Raw genomic sequence first — 19117 nt, forward strand, 5'->3', positions numbered from 1 at the left:
ATCAACATTTGTCTGCTTTCACTATCGTATTGTGACCCGCACACTAGTGACGTAGCACATCCCTTGTTACACTCCGCACTAACAACAAGACATCTATGAAGGAATAGTGAATGTACACTCCGGAAGAAAAAGCGCGTATTAAATGGGCTTGTCGTCGAGGCATGCTTGAGCTTGACGTAGTAATTATGCCGTTTTTTGAAGAGTGCTTTGATACTCTGAGTGAACAAGAGCAGCGTGACTTTGTTTCTTTACTTGAATGCGATGATCCTGATCTGTTTACTTGGATAATGGGGCATGGCCGCAGCGAAAACTTAGGTCATGCTGCAATGGTTGATAAAATTGTCGCCCATAACCTCAGCAAAGTTCGTTAATTTTACCGCTTCTCCCTCTCTGACTGCCCGAGTTCTCAATGTAATACTTTTCTTACTGATGACTTGGGCCGTTACCCTCTCTAGCATCCCTCTCGTATTATCGATTTATTTGTTATTAATGATTGTTAAGGCACTACTGAGCCAAGGCTTTGTTAAACCGACAAGTCAGGGTTATTGGTATGTGCATTGCGATGGCTCGGTTAGGTTTGAGGCCCTTGAGTATAGTGAATGTTCGGCGGCTCTTGAGTCTGAAAAGGATCAGTTACAACGAGTCGATACATCGACATTGCCATTCAAGATAACATTTCGATTGCAGTCTGGCCGTAGCGTCATGATTTGGCGTGATAGCTGTGACGATCAGCATTACCGTCAATTATCTTTGGTATTACGCCAGTGGGAAATGAAACAGGGAGCCAATGCTCCCTGTTGATGTAATAGTTTATTTTGTCGAATTAAAGCTGTTTAGCTGGAACCAAAATCGTTGGTCCGCTGTTTTCCAGTTGGTTCGGATAATCAAGCGTGTAGTGCAAACCTCGACTCTCTTTACGCTGCATCGCACAACGAACCATCAGCTCTGCTACCTGTAAAAGGTTACGCAGTTCTAATAAGTTGTTCGAGACACGGAAATTGCTGTAGTACTCATGCGTTTCTTGTTGCAACAGTTGGATACGGCGCAAGGCGCGTTCTAAACGCTTGTCAGTTCGTACAATGCCCATGTAGTCCCACATAAACAGACGAAGCTCGTGCCAGTTGTGCTGAATGATCACTTCTTCATCACTGTTGGTCACTTTACTTTCATCCCAACATGGCACCTGTGAAGGAAGCTCCACGTTAGTGTGATGTTTTAGAATATCTTTCGCCGCAGACCAAGCATAAACCACGCATTCGAGAAGTGAATTTGATGCCATGCGGTTAGCCCCATGCAGCCCTGTATAGCTGACTTCGCCAATCGCATACAAGTTTTTAAGATCGGTGCAGCCATTTCTATCCACCATGACACCGCCACAAGTGTAGTGCGCAGCAGGTACGATTGGGATTGGCTCTTTGGTCATATCAATGCCCAAGTCCATCAAGCGTGAGTAAATGGTTGGGAAGTGTTTCGTAATAAAGTCCGCAGGTTTGTGACTGATGTCGAGGTACATACAGTCGGCACCCAAACGCTTCATTTCGAAGTCGATAGCACGAGCCACGACGTCACGCGGAGCAAGCTCTTTACGCTCATCGAAATCTGGCATAAAGCGAGAACCATCGGGACGACGCAGGTAAGCACCTTCGCCACGTAACGCTTCAGTCAACAAGAAGTTACGTGCTTCTGGGTGATATAAACACGTCGGGTGGAACTGGTTAAACTCCATATTTGCCACACGGCACCCTGCACGCCAAGCAATGGCAATACCATCACCAGACGAAACATCTGGGTTAGAGGTGTATTGATAAACTTTTGAAGCGCCACCTGTAGCGAGAACCACAAATTTGGCCCGCACGGTTTCGACATGCTCTTCGTTGCGGTTCCAAATATAAGCACCGATAACTTTGTTTTTATCACCGCCAATTTTGTCTTCGGTGATTAAGTCCAGCGCATTGTGACGTTCGAGAACATGAATATTTGGATGGTTGTGAGCGTTATCTTGCAGAGAGGTTTGCATCGCCATACCTGTTGCATCTGCCGCGTGAAGAATACGACGACGGCTATGGCCACCTTCACGAGTTAAGTGGTAACGAGGCTCATCGTCAGAGTCATCCTCTTCACGATCAAATGGGACACCACCGTCGATCAACCACTGTACGCACTCTTTTGAATGTTCAGCAATGAACCTCACAGTATCTTCGTCACAAATACCATCGCCGGCGATTTGTGTATCTTCAACGTGTGACTCAATGGTGTCTGACTCATCAAATACAGCAGCAATACCACCCTGGGCATAATAGGTCGCCCCTTCGCTGCGTGGCCCTTTACTCAGCACCATCACTTTACAGTGGTTAGCAACGCGCAAAGCCAACGACAAACCAGCCGCGCCACTCCCTACCACTAACACATCACACTCATGTTCACGATTTGTGTTCATATAACTTTTATAATCCCAAGCTAAGGTAACAAAGTCACCTTGTGTATTATTTGCACACCATGTGCATTCCATTATCGCGACACCTGTCGCTAAGGGCTAAGTTGGGAGACCTATCGACATCCGTGTTACTGCGGTGACTGAGCCACTCTTCTTTTTCATGCAGAGCATGAGCATGCTTCCTAAGTTATATTTGTAACGCGGTGTTCAGATAGCCATTAGCCATGCAAATGAAAAGTAATAGTTTGTCAATGCCATTGCTTTTCCATGCTCGACCCAGCACAATCTGGGACAGAGATCATTCATTATACCCAATTCCCCTCAAGATGCTCGCTTGTCAAACTTAGACTAAAGTCAGGCAACGGTGGTCATTTGGGTATAGACATCACACTGTGAAAAAACAATGACAAAAAACTTGAGAAACCATGGAACTTTCTCATTCACGTTAGGGTCACAATAGTGCTCAAGTAAGCAGTGGTGTCAATACTACGTTTTGCATAATTAGTACCCATATCTGAGAAGAGTAGGGGCATAACAAATAGGAGTATCCGCTCGAATGAACGAGCAGCTGACCGATCAAGTATTGATTGAGCGAGTTCAGAATGGCGATAAGCAAGCATTCAACCTGCTGGTAACGAAGTACCAGAACAAGGTATGTAATCTTATTTCCAGATACGTTAGTAATCCTGGCGATGTACCAGATGTAGCACAAGAAGCGTTTATTAAAGCTTACCGAGCTATTCCCAGCTTTCGTGGGGAGAGTGCGTTTTATACGTGGCTGTATCGCATTGCAGTGAATACTGCGAAAAATCACATTGTTGCTCAAGGGCGTAGACCTCCAGCGACAGATGTCGATGCTGAAGATGCTGAATTTTACGAAACAGGTAGTGCACTTAAAGAAATATCGAACCCTGAGAACTTAACGTTGTCCAAAGAATTGCAACGGGTGGTGTTCAGTGCAATCGAAGCTTTACCTGAAGATTTAAAAACCGCAATGACATTACGAGAGCTCGATGGCTTGAGTTATGAAGAAATTGCAGAAGTGATGGATTGCCCGGTAGGAACGGTACGATCGCGTATCTTCCGTGCTCGTGAGGCGGTGGAAAAGAAAATCAGACCTCTTTTGCAACGCTAGTACAAGTAATAACTATGGTGAAAATAATGGCTGACAAAGAAAAACTTTCAGCTCTCATGGATGGAGAATTGGTCGATAAGGCTTTAATTCAAGAGTTAGAGCAAGACCAAGAGAGCCGTGATGCTTGGCAGAACTATCACCTGATAGGTGATGTGATGCGAGGCGAAGCGCCAGCAAAACCTGAGTGGAATATTGCTGAAAGCGTGGCGTTAGCGTTAGAAGATGAACCTGCACACCGTGCGTTTGATGCGCACAGTGCAAATGTTATCTCAATCGCTGATACGCCAAAAGAGTCGCAACCAGAACCGCAAAAAGCAAAACGTCAGTTGCCAGGTTGGTTGACACAGTTTGGTCAAGTTGCTGTTGCTGCATGTGTATCGCTTGTCGTTATTTTAGGTGTACAGCAGTACGGTGGTAGCGATTCAATGTCGCCGCAAACAGATCAATTACCTGTGTTGCAGACAGTTCCGTTTGCTGGCAGCGCAGAGCCTGTGAGTTTAACTCGTGAGTCTGTTGAGCGTTCTGTAGGTGAAGCAAATATGCAAGAGCAACGTAAGCGTGTTCATGCTATGCTGCGAGACTACGAATTGCAGTTACGAATTAACAGTGATGCATCTCAACAAGATGCAAATCTGAATCCGGATATTGAATGAAAAAATTTCTGATCAGCGCTTGCGCTCTGTTCAGTATGATGTCTTCTCAAGCCTTTGCTGGTGATAAGCCAGCGGAGGCTTTATTGCATCAAATGAGCGAGGCGAGTAAGAATTTAAGTTACGAACTCTCTTATATCCTTATCAAAAAGAACAGCATTGAGCCGTTGCTGTATCGTCATGCCACGCATGGTGACGATCAATATGCTCATCTTGTTTATTTAAGTGGCCCTGTGCGCGAAGTGATTCGTCGCGGCACAGAAGTAAGCTATATCGAAACGGGTTTAGAACCATTCACCATCGAGTCAGGTAAAATGGTCGCTCCGACCATGCCTATGCTCAACACCAATATCGATGAGCTAAACTTGTATTACGACTATGTAAAAGTGGGTAGAGCTCGTGAAGCAGGTGTAGCAACACAAGTGCTGCGTGTCGTCCCTAAAGACGGTCTGCGCTATTCATACGTACTATGGATCGATGAAAAGAGTAAATTGCCGTTACGTGCCGACCTTGTGGACCGTGATGGTGAGATGCTTGAACAATATCGCACTATTTCTTACACGGTGAATCCAAAAATCGCAGAGTTAATGAGTGGCCTACAAGATGTTCAATTACCAGCTGTTCTCACCATGCCAAAAGGCGATATTGGAACCAGCAATTGGCAGGTAGGTTGGATCCCTGAAGGTTTCGAACCGAACGAGCTCAACCGTTATCGTATGGCTGTTACTAATCAAATGGTGGAGAGTCAGCTGTACTCTGACGGTCTGTTTAGCTTCTCTGTTTACGTAGCAAACAAAGATGAGCATTCGTTAAAAGGGCAGTTGGTTCGCCAAGGCAGAAGAACGCTACACAGTTTTGTGAGCGGTCAACATGAAATCTCCGTTGTAGGAGACATTCCGCCGACCACAGCACAACGTATCGCCCAATCTGTCACATTTAATGTAACAAAGAGTAAACAACAATGATGACCGCGTTGGCTACTGTGACAGACGTACATCGTCGCGGTAAACAATACGAAATTGATTTAAGCTGCGAACAGCAGACCAGTTGCAGTAGTTGCTCTTCACAGAAAAGCTGTGGAACGGGCGTTGTGACTAAAGCCATTGGTAACAAGAGTTTATCTTGGCACCTGCGCACGGATAAATCAGTGAAGATAGGTCAAGTCGTCGAGATAGGCTTTCCTGAGTCGAGCCTGATAAAATCAGCAATGGCGGTTTATTTACTGCCGTTGTTTGGTTTGATTATCGGTGCGATGTTTGGTCACTTCCTATTAGCGCCGCTGACCGCGGGCGGGGAAGGTATCATCATATTGGCATCAGTACTATTTGCAGCTGGTGGAATGTGGATCGCAAAACGTGTTTCTCGTCCGTTAGAGGATGAATCCAAGCGCCAAGTTACCCTCGTTCGGGTACTTGGAGAGCCAATCCAGTAAGTGTTGTCCCCCTCCACTAAAGGTTATTGGGGTATGTACTTTAAATTACGTGCGCCCGTTAACGAAATTCGGTAGAATCTGCCAACTTGATTGAAATGCCGTCAGTAGATGGCGTTTCTTACTGTCCCTATTTGTAAAGAGTTAGTCACCCTAAATCTATGAAGCACATTCGTAACTTTTCGATTATCGCCCACATCGACCATGGTAGTCGACCCTATCAGACCGTCTAATCCAAGTTTGTGGCGGGTTAACCGATCGTGAAATGGCCGCACAGGTTCTGGATTCTATGGATCTTGAACGTGAGCGTGGTATCACCATTAAATCTCAGAGTGTGACGCTAAACTACACCGCTAAAAACGGTGAAACGTATCAGCTGAACTTCATCGATACTCCGGGGCACGTTGACTTTGCATATGAAGTATCACGTTCTCTAGCGGCTTGTGAAGGTGCGCTATTGGTTGTAGATGCGGGTCAAGGTGTTGAAGCTCAAACACTGGCTAACTGTTACACCGCGATTGAGATGGATCTAGAGGTTGTGCCAATCTTGAACAAGATTGACCTACCAGCAGCCGATCCTGAGCGCGTGGCAGAAGAAATTGAAGAAATCGTTGGTATCGATGCAATGGAAGCAACCCGCTGTTCTGCGAAGACAGGCATCGGTGTTGATGACGTTCTAGAGAACATCGTATCAGCGATTCCAGCACCGGAAGGTGACCCAGATGCGCCATTACAAGCGCTGATCATTGACTCATGGTTTGATAACTATCTTGGCGTTGTTTCTCTAGTTCGTATTAAAAACGGCGAACTGAAGAAGAACGACAAGATCAAAGTGATGAGCACGGGTCAAGTTTGGGGTGTAGACCGTCTTGGTATTTTTACGCCAAAACAAGTAGATACCGATATCCTTCGTACTGGTGAAGTAGGTTGGGTGGTTTGTGGTATTAAAGACATCCTTGGTGCACCAGTTGGTGATACGCTGACTATGGCTAAGAATGGCTGTGAAAAACCGCTACCAGGCTTTAAGAAAGTAAAACCTCAGGTTTACGCAGGTCTGTTCCCGGTATCTTCTGACGATTACGAGAACTTCCGTGATGCGCTGGGCAAATTAAGCCTAAACGACGCATCGCTATTCTACGAGCCAGAAAACTCAGCGGCACTTGGCTTTGGTTTCCGTTGTGGTTTCCTTGGCATGCTGCACATGGAAATTATCCAAGAGCGTCTAGAGCGTGAATACGACTTAGATCTTATCACCACGGCACCAACGGTAGTTTACGAAGTTGAAAAGACCGATGGTGAACTGCTGTACGTTGATAGCCCTGCCAAACTACCAGCGATCAATGATATTGAAGAAATTCGTGAACCGATCGCTCGTTGTAATATCCTGGTACCTTCAGAGTACCTAGGTAACGTGATCACGCTGTGTGTTGAAAAGCGTGGTACTCAGGTCGATATGGTTTACCACGGTAACCAGGTTGCCGTGACTTACGATATTCCAATGGCAGAAGTGGTACTGGATTTCTTCGACCGTCTGAAATCGACATCTCGTGGTTATGCGTCTTTGGATTACAACTTCCAGCGTTTTGAAGCTTCGAATATGGTACGTGTAGACGTTCTTCTGAACGGTGACACCGTTGATGCATTGGCGATGATCACACACAAAGACCAGTCTCAGACTCGCGGTCGTCAGCTGGTAGAGAAGATGAAAGAATTTATCCCTCGCCAAATGTTTGATATCGCAATCCAAGCAGCGATTGGTAACCACATTATCGCACGTTCAACTGTAAAACAGCTGCGTAAGAACGTAATCGCGAAATGTTACGGCGGTGACGTAAGTCGTAAGAAGAAACTTCTGAAGAAACAGAAAGAAGGTAAGAAGCGCATGAAGCAGATCGGTAACGTTGAGCTGCCTCAAGAAGCGTTCCTAGCCATCCTTCACGTAGGTAAAGACTAAAGTTGAACTTTGTCTCACACTTGTCGGTCTTAAGACGTTAGATATTAAAATAAGTGAAAGGGTTTCGGCTCTTTCACTTTCGTATTTTTAGATAAGGGAATTTAATGGCGAATACATTCTCACTGATGTTGGTTATTGCGACTTTGGTAACTGGCGTAGTTTGGCTACTGGAAAAGCTGGTTTTCGCGAAAAAGCGTCAGGAAAAACTGGCTGAGATTCAAGCTCAGACGTCTAATGGTTTGGATGCAGTGACTTTGCAAAAAGTTGAGCGTCAGCCTTGGTGGGTTGAAAATAGCGTCTCAATTTTTCCTGTGATTGCGTTCGTTTTAGTATTACGTTCTTTTATCTACGAACCATTTCAAATCCCATCAGGCTCAATGATGCCGACTTTGTTGGTGGGTGACTTTATCTTGGTAGAAAAATACGCCTATGGCTTGAAAGATCCGGTATGGCGCACGCAGTTAGTTGAAACAGGTAAACCTGAGCGTGGTGATATCGTGGTATTCAAATACCCGCCACAACCAAGTGTGGATTACATTAAGCGTGTTGTTGGTTTGCCTGGTGATATCGTGCGTTATTCAAGTGATAAGCAGCTTTGCGTGCAAAGCCAAGGCGAATCGGCGTGTAAACCAGTTAAACTGAGCAATGTTGAAGAAAGTCAGTTTAGCTCGAACGGTATTCCAATGATCCAACTGGATGAAAAATTGGGTAACGTGGAGCACAATATTTTGGTTAACCCTCTTGTTCGTAACCGTGTGGAGCAATACTTCCCACGTAGCGGCACGACAGAGTGGGTTGTACCACAAGGTCAGTACTTTGTGATGGGTGATAACCGTGACAACAGTGCTGACAGCCGTTACTGGGGCTTCGTTCCTGAAGCAAACTTAGTCGGCAAAGCTGTCGCCATTTGGATCAGCTTCGAGTTTGATCGTGGCGCAGATAGCGTTCTACCTTCATGGATTCCAACTGGTGTGCGTTTTAACCGCATCGGTGGTATTCACTAACCATTTTATATCGAGAGAGTATGAATTCTCCAATTGATAAACTAGAGAGAAAGCTCGGCTACCAGTTTCAAGATGCCGGGCTTATCAACTTGGCGCTGACTCACCGCAGCGCCAACAGTAAGCATAATGAACGTCTTGAGTTTCTGGGCGATTCAATTTTAAGTTTTGTCATCGCTGATGATCTGTACCATCGTTTCCCGAAAGTGAACGAGGGTGACATGAGCCGTATGCGTGCTACTTTGGTTCGCGGACATACATTGGCGGAACTGGGTCGTGAATTCGATCTAGGAGATTATTTAAAATTAGGTCCAGGTGAATTGAAGAGTGGCGGTTTCCGCCGAGACTCTATTTTAGCCGATGCGGTTGAAGCCATTATTGGCGCAATTTACCTAGACAGCGATCTTGAAGTCGTGCGAGGCATTGTATTGAGTTGGTACAACTCACGCCTTGAAGCCATTAAACCTGGCGTCTCACAAAAAGATCCGAAAACTCGCCTACAAGAGTTCCTACAAGGCAGAAGAAAACCGCTGCCTGTGTACACAGTGACTAATATTAAAGGTGAAGCGCACAACCAAGAGTTTACGGTTGAGTGTGAAGTAGCAGGTGTGGACAAGCCTGTAATCGGGAAAGGCACCAGCCGCCGCAAGGCAGAACAAGCGGCTGCTGAAACAGCACTTGAGCAATTAACAAATGGCTGATAACGAATTCGATATCGATGCGTTTTTCGCATCACAAGGTGAGCCAAGCTCGCCAGAAAACCAGCACTGTGGCTTCATTGCTATTGTTGGTCGCCCAAACGTAGGTAAGTCGACACTTCTGAACAAAATCTTGGGTCAGAAGATTTCGATCACCTCACGTAAGCCGCAAACAACACGCCACCGCATTATGGGTGTGGACACGGATGGCGATTACCAAGCGATTTACGTCGACACGCCAGGACTTCACATTGAAGAAAAGCGTGCGATTAACCGCCTGATGAACCGTGCGGCTAACTCATCTCTAAGTGATGTAAACCTAGTGTTCTTCTTAGTCGATGGTACGCATTGGACCAAAGACGATGAGATGGTGCTAACTAAGCTTCAAAAATCGAACTTCCCAGTTGTGCTTTGTGTCAATAAAGTCGACAACGTGCAAGATCGTAACGAGGTGATGCTACACATGGCTGAGATGTCTAAGAAGATGGACTTCGTGGACGTTGTGCCAATCTCTGCGAAGCAAGGGAAGAACATTGATGTACTGCGTAAGCACGTGCGTAATCACTTACCTAAAGCAACGCACCACTTCCCAGAAGAATACGTGACTGATCGCTCCCAGCGCTTTATGGCATCTGAAATTGTGCGTGAAAAGTTAATGCGTTTCACGGGTGAAGAATTGCCATACTCGGTAACGGTCGAGATTGAACGTTTTGATTACAACCCAGAAACCGACGGTTTCCACATCAATGCCTTGATTCTTGTTGAGCGTAATGGCCAGAAGAAAATGGTGATTGGTAAAGGTGGCGAGAAGATCAAGACCATTGGTCGTGAAGCGCGTTTAGATATGGAAGAGTTGTTCGGTCGTAAGGTTTACCTAGAAACCTGGGTAAAAGTGAAATCTGGCTGGGCTGACGATGAACGAGCACTGCGCTCGTTGGGCTATATCGACGACTTATAATCTTGGCTGCGAAGATGCTTCGCTCCAACATCGATGAAAACTCAGTATCGATTAAAATAAGGAGCCGCTCGGCTCCTTATTTTTTATTTCACACTTTTTAGGCACAATGACTTAGATGAGTAATCTGTCTTCCGAAGGTTTACAGCGCTGTTTTGTTTTACATCGCCGCCCTTACAGTGAATCGAGCTTAATCCTTGATGTATTTAGTGAGGAATATGGCCGAATGACTTTAATGGCCAAAGGCGCGCGCAGTAAGCGTTCGAACTTAAAAGGCGCATTGCAACCTTTTACTCCGCTGTTACTTAAATGGTCGGGAAAAGGTTCAATGAAGACTTTGCGTCAAGCTGAGCCGATAAGCCTAGGCTTACCGTTAACGGGCATTAATCTCTACTCAGCCATGTACGTCAATGAACTGATTGGCCGTATCTTGATGGCTGAAGTGCCAATGCCAGCGCTATTTCATGATTATTTGCATGCGTTAACAGAGTTGGCACACAACGAGAACCCTGAGCCAGCACTGCGTCGTTTTGAGTTAGCATTGCTCTCTTCTATGGGGTATGGCGTGGATTTCTTGCACTGTGCAGGTACTGGCGAGCCCGTCGACCCAGAGATGACGTATCGTTACCGGGAACAAAAAGGCTTCATAGCTTCGGTTAGGCGCGATAACCTTACGTTTTTAGGGAATGAGCTGATTGCTATCAGTGAGCGGCGGTTCGTCACTAAAGAGCAGCTAAAAGCGGCAAAACGCTTTACACGTATAGCCTTAAAGCCGTATCTTGGCGGCAAACCTTTAAAAAGTCGTGAATTTTTCATTCAGACCCCCAGAGCACGGAGTAACGGAAAATGAGCTCAATTTATTTAGGCGTCAATATCGACCATATTGCCACTCTACGTAATGCACGTGGTACAAAATACCCTGATCCTGTTCACGCTGCAGAAATTGCTGAGCGTGCAGGCGCGGATGGTATCACAATTCACTTACGTGAAGACCGTCGCCATATTTTGGACCGTGATGTACGTATTCTGCGTGAAACCATTCAAACGCGTATGAATCTAGAGATGGCAGTGACTGACGAAATGGTTGAGATTGCGCTGCAAACTCAACCAGAGTTTGTGTGTTTAGTGCCTGAAAAGCGTGAAGAACTGACGACGGAAGGTGGCTTAGATGTAGTAGGGCAGCTTGAAAAAATTAAAGCTGCGACGAAAAAGCTGACAGATGCAGGCATTAAAGTTTCACTCTTTATTGATGCTGACCGTCAACAGATTGAAGCTGCGAAAAAGTGTGGTGCTCCGTTTATTGAGCTACACACGGGTCATTATGCTGATGCGACGACAGAAGACGAACAACAAGCTGAACTGAAGAAGATTGCCGCTGGTGCGAGTTATGCTCATGACCTAGGTATTATTGTTAATGCCGGGCATGGCCTGACTTATCACAATGTCGCGCCAATTGCTGCATTACCAGAAATTTACGAACTCAACATTGGTCACTCAATCATTGGTCGCGCGGTATTTGATGGTTTGAATAAAGCGGTTGCGGACATGAAAGCACTGATGATTGAGGCACGCCAGTAATAGGGCTATCTAGATGGCGATTATAGGGTTAGGGACCGACATTGCAGAAATTGAGCGTATTGAAAAAGCGTTAGCTCGTAGTGGTGAGCCTTTTGCTCAGCGTATTCTTTCAGAAGAAGAAATGGCTAAATTTTCACAGCTTAAGCTGCAAGGCCGTTATCTTGCTAAGCGCTTTGCGGTCAAAGAAGCGGCCTCAAAAGCATTGGGGACAGGGATCGCAAAAGGGGTCACGTTTCACGATTTTTCCATCTCGAACGATGCGCTTGGAAAGCCAGTGCTCGCATTGACGGGCACAGCAAAGCAAATAGCGGATGCGATGGGCGTTAACCACATTCACCTGTCCATTTCCGATGAGCGTCATTACGCTGTGGCGACGGTCATTTTTGAATCCTAGCTTGTAAGTCTTAAACAAAATACTAAAAAGCCAGAGCAGATGCTCTGGCTTTCTTGTCTCTCGAGCAGATTACTGTTCAAGGTATAATTTTGCAGTCGTTGTGACTTTAATCATTTCATCTTGCAGCTCGAACATTTCAGGCTCAACCTCCTCAAGACTGATCCCTGAGCGCAGTGCTTGCTCAAGCGTCGCACAGAGTGATTTCAGCCTAGGCACTCCGCAATATGAGCTACTGCCGTGCAGCTTATGGATGACATGAATTAGGTCATCACGGGAGATATCTTCTTGCTCCAGAGCTTGGTCAACGACTGCTTCTACTTCAGGGATGAACTCAATCAACATGCGCAGCATGTCTTTGGCTAGATCCTCTTTATTCGCGCTCTGTTTTAAGGCAGCTTGCCAATCAATAATCACATCCTGCTGAGGCGAAGAAACGGATTGTGGTGCGCTCCCTTCAGGCTCATCAACGTATGAAGGGGCGACTTTGCCAATGCTCTCAGTACAAGCATTTGGGTTCCAGTGAACCAAAACCTGTTGTAGCACATGCTCTTCAATAGGTTTGGTTAAGTAATCATCCATTCCAGCCGAGAGCAAGCGGTCTCTTTCTCCCGCCATGGCATGCGCCGTTACCGCAATCACTGGCGTATCTTTGTTTAACTCCAACTCTTTAATGTGCTGACAAGCGGTCACACCATCCATTTGCGGCATTTGGATATCCATGAAGATTAAGTCGTACTTTTTCTCCGTCGCCAGGTTCACCGCTTGCTGGCCATTGCTACAGGCGGTGACGGTTTCTACTCGTTCGCGGAGCAGAGCGGAAATCAGCTTCAAGTTCGCTGGGTTATCATCCACCGCTAACACCGTCAGAGGTAAACGCTCCCCTTCGCTTGGCGTAATTGGAGCACTCAATGTTGGTGGTGATTCGACATGTTCGCTAATTAGGCTTTGTAGCAGTTTACGGCGAGACAACGGCTTCGTCAGGCATTGGACGTGATGCTCTGTCATAATTTGGTCGGCAAGTGCCAGTTCGGTACTCGGCGTCCCTAGGATCACACTCGGAGCCATGCGTTTCGCTTGTTCTATCCAAGGTGTAATGACGTCTGCATCATGCGTTTGATTTGCCGCTAAATTCAGTAATACATAGTCATATTGTTCTTCGTTTTTCGGTAGCGAAGAGCGGTAGGTTACTAAGATACCTTCTTGACTTAGAATCTGTTGGGTTACGGATGCGGCTTGCATGTTTGGTTCAATCAATAGCAACTGTTTGCCAGTCAGAAGTTCCACTTCAATCAGTTCGCTCATCGGCATTTCGGTTGAGTGCAAGCGCACCGTAAACCAGAACGTCGAACCTTGGTGTAGGCGGCTGGTTAAGCTGATCTCGCCACCCATCTGGCTTACCAATTTCTGCGTGATAACCAAACCTAACCCAGTGCCGCCGTAGCGACGTGAAATGCTGGCATCCGCTTGGCTAAATGCTTGGAATAATTGCGCTTGCTGACGTTCAGAAATACCAATGCCGGTATCACGCACCATGAATTGCAGTTCGACGGAGTCCCCTGATTGAGAGCGCATTTCAACGCTAACATCAATGTTGCCTCGCTCGGTAAACTTGATTGAGTTACCGACTAAGTTCGTCAAAATTTGCTGGATACGTAGTGGGTCCCCAACTAAACCCGGTGGAATTTTAGGGTCCACTTTTAGGGTGATTTCTAACCCTTTCTCATGTGCACTTGTGGCTTGTAGGTTAATCACTTCTTCTAAACTTTCTCGGAAATCAAACGGAATGTTTTCCAGCGCCAGCTTACCCGCCTCAAGTTTCGAGAAGTCGAGAATGTCATTGATGATGTTCAGTAGATTGTTCGCCGATTTCTCAATCGTCTGTAGGTAATCAGTTTGGCTGTTAGAAAGCTGCGTTTTAAGCATTTGACGAGTAAAGCCAATAACCCCATTGAGCGGAGTACGCAGTTCGTGCGACATGTTCGCCAAGAACTCAGATTTAACCCTGGCCGCTTCTTGCGCACGTTTCTTCGCGATATCTAACTCAACGTTCTGAATCTCTAGCTGCTCAAGCGTTTCACGCAAGTCTGATGTAGCTTGGTCTATACTGTGCTGCATCTCCACGTGATATTCCGATAGAGATACCGCCATGGCGTTAATACCGTTTTTCAGTTGGTCTAACTCACCATGCATTTTACCTTCGATACGCACGTCTAGGTGACCACGGCGGATGCGGTCAACGACATTCTTCATGTGGGTGATAGGCTGGGTAACATCGTGCATCAGACGTGAAGCAAACACACTTGCCAAGCCAAGACCGAGTATAAGAACTAAAAAAGCAGAGAAAACTTCTTGATACTGTTGCAGCCTTAAAGAGGAGAGATCTAACTCAACGGCAATATAACCAATTGCTTTGGTTCCTTGGCTTTCGTTCGACAGCTCAGCTAAATAGTGACCCTCGGACAAAATAGGTACGCGCAATATCAGTGAGTTTTCGTAGATTTCCGAATTGCCCAGTTGCGGGATCGGTTTATCTTTAGGGAACATCAAGGCTTCGAAATTAGGGTGAAAGTTAGATGTCACGAAGAGCTCATGATGTTCATCAAACACCGCGATACTACGAACCAGTTTAGAGTTTTTGCGATGGGCGTAGCTTATCAAGCGACGTACCGCCTCTCGGCTTTCTGATAGTAGATGAGTTTCACTGGCAATTGCTAACGGCTCAATGATGCTGTTACCAGTGGTGATAACTTGTTTCTCAAGATCTTGGTAGCGGTTGAAAGAGAAAAAACCGCTCAGTAATAAACCAATGATGAGAGTGGGAGCGAGAGTCAGTGTAATTACACGTGCTCGTAAGCCATATCTGGTCATGTTATCTAATTACATCGGAGTCTGGATATGGGAAAATAACGCATTATTTCTCAAGCGCACGATAAGGCGTTGAGCAAAGAAGTGACGTCACCTAATAAACGGTAAGCATAATCAAGTCACTCGAATCACACAACGGCTGCAATCAAGAATAGTGAAGCCGAAGAGCAATTAGACATAAATCAGGCATAGAGCATGGCACGCATCTTTCAACCGAAAAAGAAAACCCAACTCAATACTCGTCATCAAGCGGTGCAAGTGGAGCGTTTAGATCACCACGGCGCAGGTATTGCTTACCTAAAGAAAAAACCGCTGTTTATTGATGGCGCATTGCCGGGAGAAGAAGTCGTCACACAATTAGTGGAAGAAAAAAGTAAATTTGCTCGCGGTAAACTGATTAAGATTCTCAAGCCGAGTGACACTCGCGTGGAGCCATTTTGTCCGCATTACCACGAGTGTGGTGGCTGTGATTTGCAACATCTAGATTATGACCAACAATTGACGTACAAACAGCAAACACTGCGTCAGCTGATGCGAAAATTTTCAGGCAATGATATCGAGCTTGATGCGCCATTATTAGGGGATTCACTGGCCTATCGTCGTCGTGCGCGAGTGAGCTTATTTGTCGATAAAAAAACACGTCAGCTACATTTTGGTTTCCGTAAAAAGCAGAGTAAGCAAATCGCGCAAGTGACCGACTGCCCAGTGCTGGCGCCGGAACTGAACGTTCTGCTTCCAGAGATTTATTCAGCACTAAAAGCGTTTAAAAAGCCGGAGCAATTGGGCCATGTAGAGCTGGTTCTTGGTGATAATGGGCCGTGTATTACGTTGCGTCACTTGAGTGCTCTGACAACGGTTGAAACTAACGCTCTAACGGAGCTGGCAAAACGTCATCATGCATCGCTGTACTTAATGCCAGCAACAGATCAGCTAAACCTTGTTGAAGGTGATATGCCTTTTTATCAAGAGGTTGGCGTGAAAATTCCTTTTGCGCCAAATAATTTCATTCAAGTGAACCAAGCCGTAAACAAAAAAATGGTCAAGCAAGCGGTTGAGTGGTTAGACCCGCAAAAGAGTGACCGAGTGTTAGATTTGTTCTGCGGCGTAGGCAACTTCAGTTTACCGATTGCGAAGTTAGCTAAGCACGTAGTTGGGGTCGAGGGTGTTGCAGAGATGGTCGAAAAAGCTACAAATAATGCATCCTTGAACCAAATCAATAATGCGCAATTTTATCACGCTAACCTTGAGCAAGATTTTGAAGGGCAGGTCTGGGCGGCAGAACGGTTTGATAAAGTGCTGTTAGACCCAGCACGCGCGGGGGCAAGTGGGATCATCGATCAAGTTTCTGAGCTTGGCGCACAGCGTGTAGTTTATGTTTCTTGTAATCCTGCTACCCTTGCTAGGGACAGCCAAAGCTTGATGGAGCAAGGCTATAAATTAACTAAATTAGGTATGCTGGACATGTTCCCTCATACCAGTCATCTAGAATCGATGGCATTGTTTGAAAAGTCCTAACTTTAGGACTTTGGCCCCTTATTTGTGGTGGGTGGTCATAAAGCCAGCGTTTACGCGCAGGTAAAAGAACTAACCTGGACGGTGTTAGTCAAACCACACGAATATAATAATTAGGATGATGAGATGGTTGCGGTAAGAAGCGCGCATTTAAACCAAGATGAACAGTTTGAACTCGAAAACTGGGTGGCTAGCCTAGGACAAGAGAAAAACACAGCCTCACGCTTAATCGAAGTATATCGAGATTGCCAGACGGTATTAGCCGATAACGAGCAAGCGGAACTGTTGTTGTGGCGTGGACGAGAAATGATCGAAATTTTGATCACCTTGTCTATGGATCAGGCCACCTTAGTGGCTGCACAACTGTTTCCTTTGGTTTCAAGTGGTGCTTTTAACAGAGAAATTCTGGAAGAGAAATACAGCAAAGAAATCATAAAATTAATCGATGGCGTTGAAGAGATGGCGGCTATTGGCCAACTCAATGTCAACATGGAAGGCAGTGCGGCGTCATCTCAGGTAGATAACGTACGCCGCATGCTGCTTGCCATGGTGGATGACTTCCGCTGTGTGGTTATCAAGCTCGCGGAACGAATTTGTAATCTTATTGAAGTTAAAAAAGCGCCTGATGAGGTTCGACGTGCGGCGGCAAAAGAGTGTGCCAACATCTATGCGCCGCTAGCAAACCGATTAGGCATCGGTCAGCTGAAATGGGAAATTGAAGATTACGCTTTCCGCTACCAACAGCCGGAAACTTACAAACAAATTGCCAAGCAGCTTTCTGAGCGACGCATCGTTCGTGAACAGTACATCAAAGACTTTGTTGAAGACCTCACGCACGAAATGGAAGTGTCAGGTATTAACGCCGAAGTGAGTGGTCGACCTAAGCACATCTACAGCATTTGGCGAAAAATGCAGAAGAAGAGTTTGGCATTCGATGAGCTGTTTGATGTTCGAGCAGTACGTATCATCGCAGACAAACTGCAAGACTGTTACGCGGCTTTGGGTGTAGTTCACACCAAATACAAGCACCTACCGAGCGAGTTTGATGACTACGTTGCTAACCCTAAACCAAACGGTTATCAATCGATCCACACCGTAATTCTAGGGCCAGAAGGCAAAACCATCGAGATCCAGATTCGTACCAAGCAAATGCATGAAGAGTCGGAGCTGGGTGTTGCCGCGCACTGGAAATATAAAGAAGGGGCAAGCAGCCGAAGCGGTTATGATGAGAAGATTACGTGGCTGCGTAAGCTACTGGATTGGCAAGAAGAAATGTCAGATTCTGGCGAAATGCTTGATGAGCTACGTAGCCAAGTCTTTGATGACCGCGTCTATGCGTTTACGCCTCGTGGCGATGTTGTCGATTTACCTATGGGGGCAACGCCGCTAGATTTTGCCTACCATATTCACTCCGAAGTGGGACACCGTTGTATTGGCGCCAAAGTCGGAGGCCGCATAGTACCGTTTACTCATAAACTACATATGGGTGATCAGGTTGAGATTATCACTCAGAAAGAGCCTAACCCATCGCGAGACTGGTTAAACCCATCATTAGGCTTCGTTCATTCTGGCCGCGCGCGTGCCAAAATTAACGCCTGGTTCCGAAAGCAAAGCCGTGAGAAGAACCTCGAAGCGGGTCGTGAAATTCTTGAACATGAGTTAGCAAAAATTGGCGCAACGTTAAAAGATGCTGAGCATTACGCTCTCAAACGGTTTAACGTCAAAACACCAGATGAGCTTTACGTTGGTGTTGGTAGCGGTGATTTGCGTATCAACCAAATCATTAACCATATTAATGCGCTCGTTAACAAGCCAACGGCAGAAGAAGAAGACCAGCAAGCACTGGAAAAACTGCAAGAAGCAGAGCACAAATCACCAGCGCAAAGCCGACCGAAAAAAGACGCCGTCGTTGTAGAAGGCGTTGATAACCTAATGACGCACCTAGCGCGTTGCTGTCAGCCAATTCCAGGTGACGATATCTGTGGTTACATCACGCAAGGCCGAGGGATTTCAGTACACCGTAGTGACTGTGAACAGCTAGAAGAACTGCGCCATCACGCGCCAGAGCGTATCATCGATACTGTCTGGGGCAGCGGCTTCGTCGGGTCATACATCCTCACCGTCCGTGTTGAAGCGATGGAGCGAGGTGGTCTACTCAAAGACATTACGACACTGTTCGCCAACGAAAAGATCAAAGTGACCAGTATGAAGAACCGAGTCGATTACAGACGTCAACTTGCCATCATGGATTTTGATCTAGAAGTCACCAATATTGAGGTGCTTTCTCGTGTTTCGAAACGGGTAGAACAAATAAAGGATGTCATGACGGTGAAACGCCTCGGCTAACTTTCACGTCGTATTTGTCACTTTTACTGCGTTAGCTGCACTTATTCGCTCCATCACATGGTGAACCATGCTCAGGAGTCTCATAAGTTTGCTGCCTTGCTAAAAGAGCCAACTGTTTAGTAAAAACCGACCAATGAAATAACTTAAGGTGAGTGGTTTTGACTGC

At 46.1% G+C, this 19117-nt stretch carries 16 protein-coding genes and 1 pseudogene; 15 read left to right on the forward strand and 2 right to left on the reverse strand.

The features are described from left to right. Positions 1–110 precede the first annotated feature (110 nt). Positions 111–371, forward strand: coding sequence for an FAD assembly factor SdhE (locus VEA_RS04685; protein WP_005393925.1), 261 nt, complete (start codon positions 111–113; stop codon positions 369–371). Then, a complete protein-coding gene (locus VEA_RS24615; RefSeq protein ID WP_326572934.1) occupies positions 319–801 on the forward strand; it encodes a protein YgfX in 483 nt (160 codons plus the stop codon). The genes VEA_RS04685 and VEA_RS24615 overlap by 53 nt, the downstream gene beginning before the upstream one ends. A gap of 22 nt (positions 802–823) precedes the next feature. Here VEA_RS24615 and nadB read toward each other — a convergent pair whose 3' ends face one another. Next, on the reverse strand, positions 824–2437 hold the full coding sequence (gene nadB / locus VEA_RS04690) for an L-aspartate oxidase (RefSeq protein WP_041853018.1): 1614 nt from the start codon (positions 2435–2437) through the stop codon (positions 824–826). A 553-nt stretch (positions 2438–2990) separates the two neighbouring features. Between nadB and rpoE the strand changes: the two genes are divergently transcribed. From rpoE to acpS, 11 genes and pseudogenes are all read left to right on the forward strand, one after another. Next, positions 2991–3569, forward strand: a complete 579-nt coding sequence (gene rpoE / locus VEA_RS04695; RefSeq protein WP_005380946.1) for an RNA polymerase sigma factor RpoE — start codon at positions 2991–2993, stop codon at positions 3567–3569. A gap of 26 nt (positions 3570–3595) precedes the next feature. Then, positions 3596–4222 carry a sigma-E factor negative regulatory protein gene (locus VEA_RS04700; RefSeq protein ID WP_012841405.1) on the forward strand — a complete coding sequence of 209 codons (627 nt, stop codon included), beginning with the start codon at positions 3596–3598 and terminating at the stop codon, positions 4220–4222. Then, positions 4219–5184, forward strand: coding sequence for a sigma-E factor regulatory protein RseB (gene rseB, locus VEA_RS04705; RefSeq protein ID WP_005393918.1), 966 nt, complete (start codon positions 4219–4221; stop codon positions 5182–5184). The genes VEA_RS04700 and rseB overlap by 4 nt, the downstream gene beginning before the upstream one ends. Beyond that, positions 5181–5651 carry a SoxR reducing system RseC family protein gene (locus VEA_RS04710; RefSeq protein ID WP_005384575.1) on the forward strand — a complete coding sequence of 157 codons (471 nt, stop codon included), beginning with the start codon at positions 5181–5183 and terminating at the stop codon, positions 5649–5651. The genes rseB and VEA_RS04710 overlap by 4 nt, the downstream gene beginning before the upstream one ends. 158 nt (positions 5652–5809) lie before the next feature. Beyond that, positions 5810–7602, forward strand: a pseudogene (lepA, locus tag VEA_RS04715) (translation elongation factor 4). Between the two features lie 104 nt (positions 7603–7706). Continuing rightward, complete coding sequence (gene lepB, locus VEA_RS04720; protein ID WP_005380933.1) at positions 7707–8606, forward strand: signal peptidase I; 900 nt, start codon at positions 7707–7709, stop codon at positions 8604–8606. 20 nt (positions 8607–8626) lie between these two features. Then, positions 8627–9304: a ribonuclease III gene (gene rnc / locus VEA_RS04725; protein WP_005393907.1), complete on the forward strand. Its 678-nt coding sequence runs from the start codon at positions 8627–8629 to the stop codon at positions 9302–9304. Further along, a complete protein-coding gene (gene era, locus VEA_RS04730; RefSeq protein ID WP_006743309.1) occupies positions 9297–10259 on the forward strand; it encodes a GTPase Era in 963 nt (320 codons plus the stop codon). Before rnc ends, era begins: the two co-directional genes overlap by 8 nt. 115 nt (positions 10260–10374) lie before the next feature. Continuing rightward, the gene (recO, locus tag VEA_RS04735; protein WP_006743310.1) at positions 10375–11106 is read left to right on the forward strand and encodes a DNA repair protein RecO; all 732 of its coding nucleotides are present in this window, start codon (positions 10375–10377) and stop codon (positions 11104–11106) included. Next, complete coding sequence (gene pdxJ / locus VEA_RS04740) at positions 11103–11834, forward strand: pyridoxine 5'-phosphate synthase (protein WP_006743311.1); 732 nt, start codon at positions 11103–11105, stop codon at positions 11832–11834. The genes recO and pdxJ overlap by 4 nt, the downstream gene beginning before the upstream one ends. 13 nt (positions 11835–11847) lie before the next feature. Then, positions 11848–12228 (forward strand): holo-ACP synthase, encoded by a 381-nt coding sequence (gene acpS, locus VEA_RS04745; protein ID WP_012841407.1) that lies wholly within the window; start codon positions 11848–11850, stop codon positions 12226–12228. 69 nt (positions 12229–12297) lie between these two features. Here acpS and barA read toward each other — a convergent pair whose 3' ends face one another. After that, positions 12298–15096 carry a two-component sensor histidine kinase BarA gene (barA, locus tag VEA_RS04750; protein ID WP_005393899.1) on the reverse strand — a complete coding sequence of 933 codons (2799 nt, stop codon included), beginning with the start codon at positions 15094–15096 and terminating at the stop codon, positions 12298–12300. A 192-nt stretch (positions 15097–15288) separates the two neighbouring features. Between barA and rlmD the strand changes: the two genes are divergently transcribed. Continuing rightward, positions 15289–16608, forward strand: a complete 1320-nt coding sequence (gene rlmD / locus VEA_RS04755) for a 23S rRNA (uracil(1939)-C(5))-methyltransferase RlmD (RefSeq protein ID WP_006743312.1) — start codon at positions 15289–15291, stop codon at positions 16606–16608. Between the two features lie 123 nt (positions 16609–16731). Further along, positions 16732–18951 carry a GTP diphosphokinase gene (gene relA / locus VEA_RS04760; RefSeq protein WP_005393896.1) on the forward strand — a complete coding sequence of 740 codons (2220 nt, stop codon included), beginning with the start codon at positions 16732–16734 and terminating at the stop codon, positions 18949–18951. The last annotated feature ends 166 nt before the right edge of the window (positions 18952–19117 follow it).

This window comes from Vibrio antiquarius (genome assembly GCF_000024825.1).
Taxonomy (GTDB): Bacteria; Pseudomonadota; Gammaproteobacteria; order Enterobacterales; family Vibrionaceae; genus Vibrio; species Vibrio diabolicus.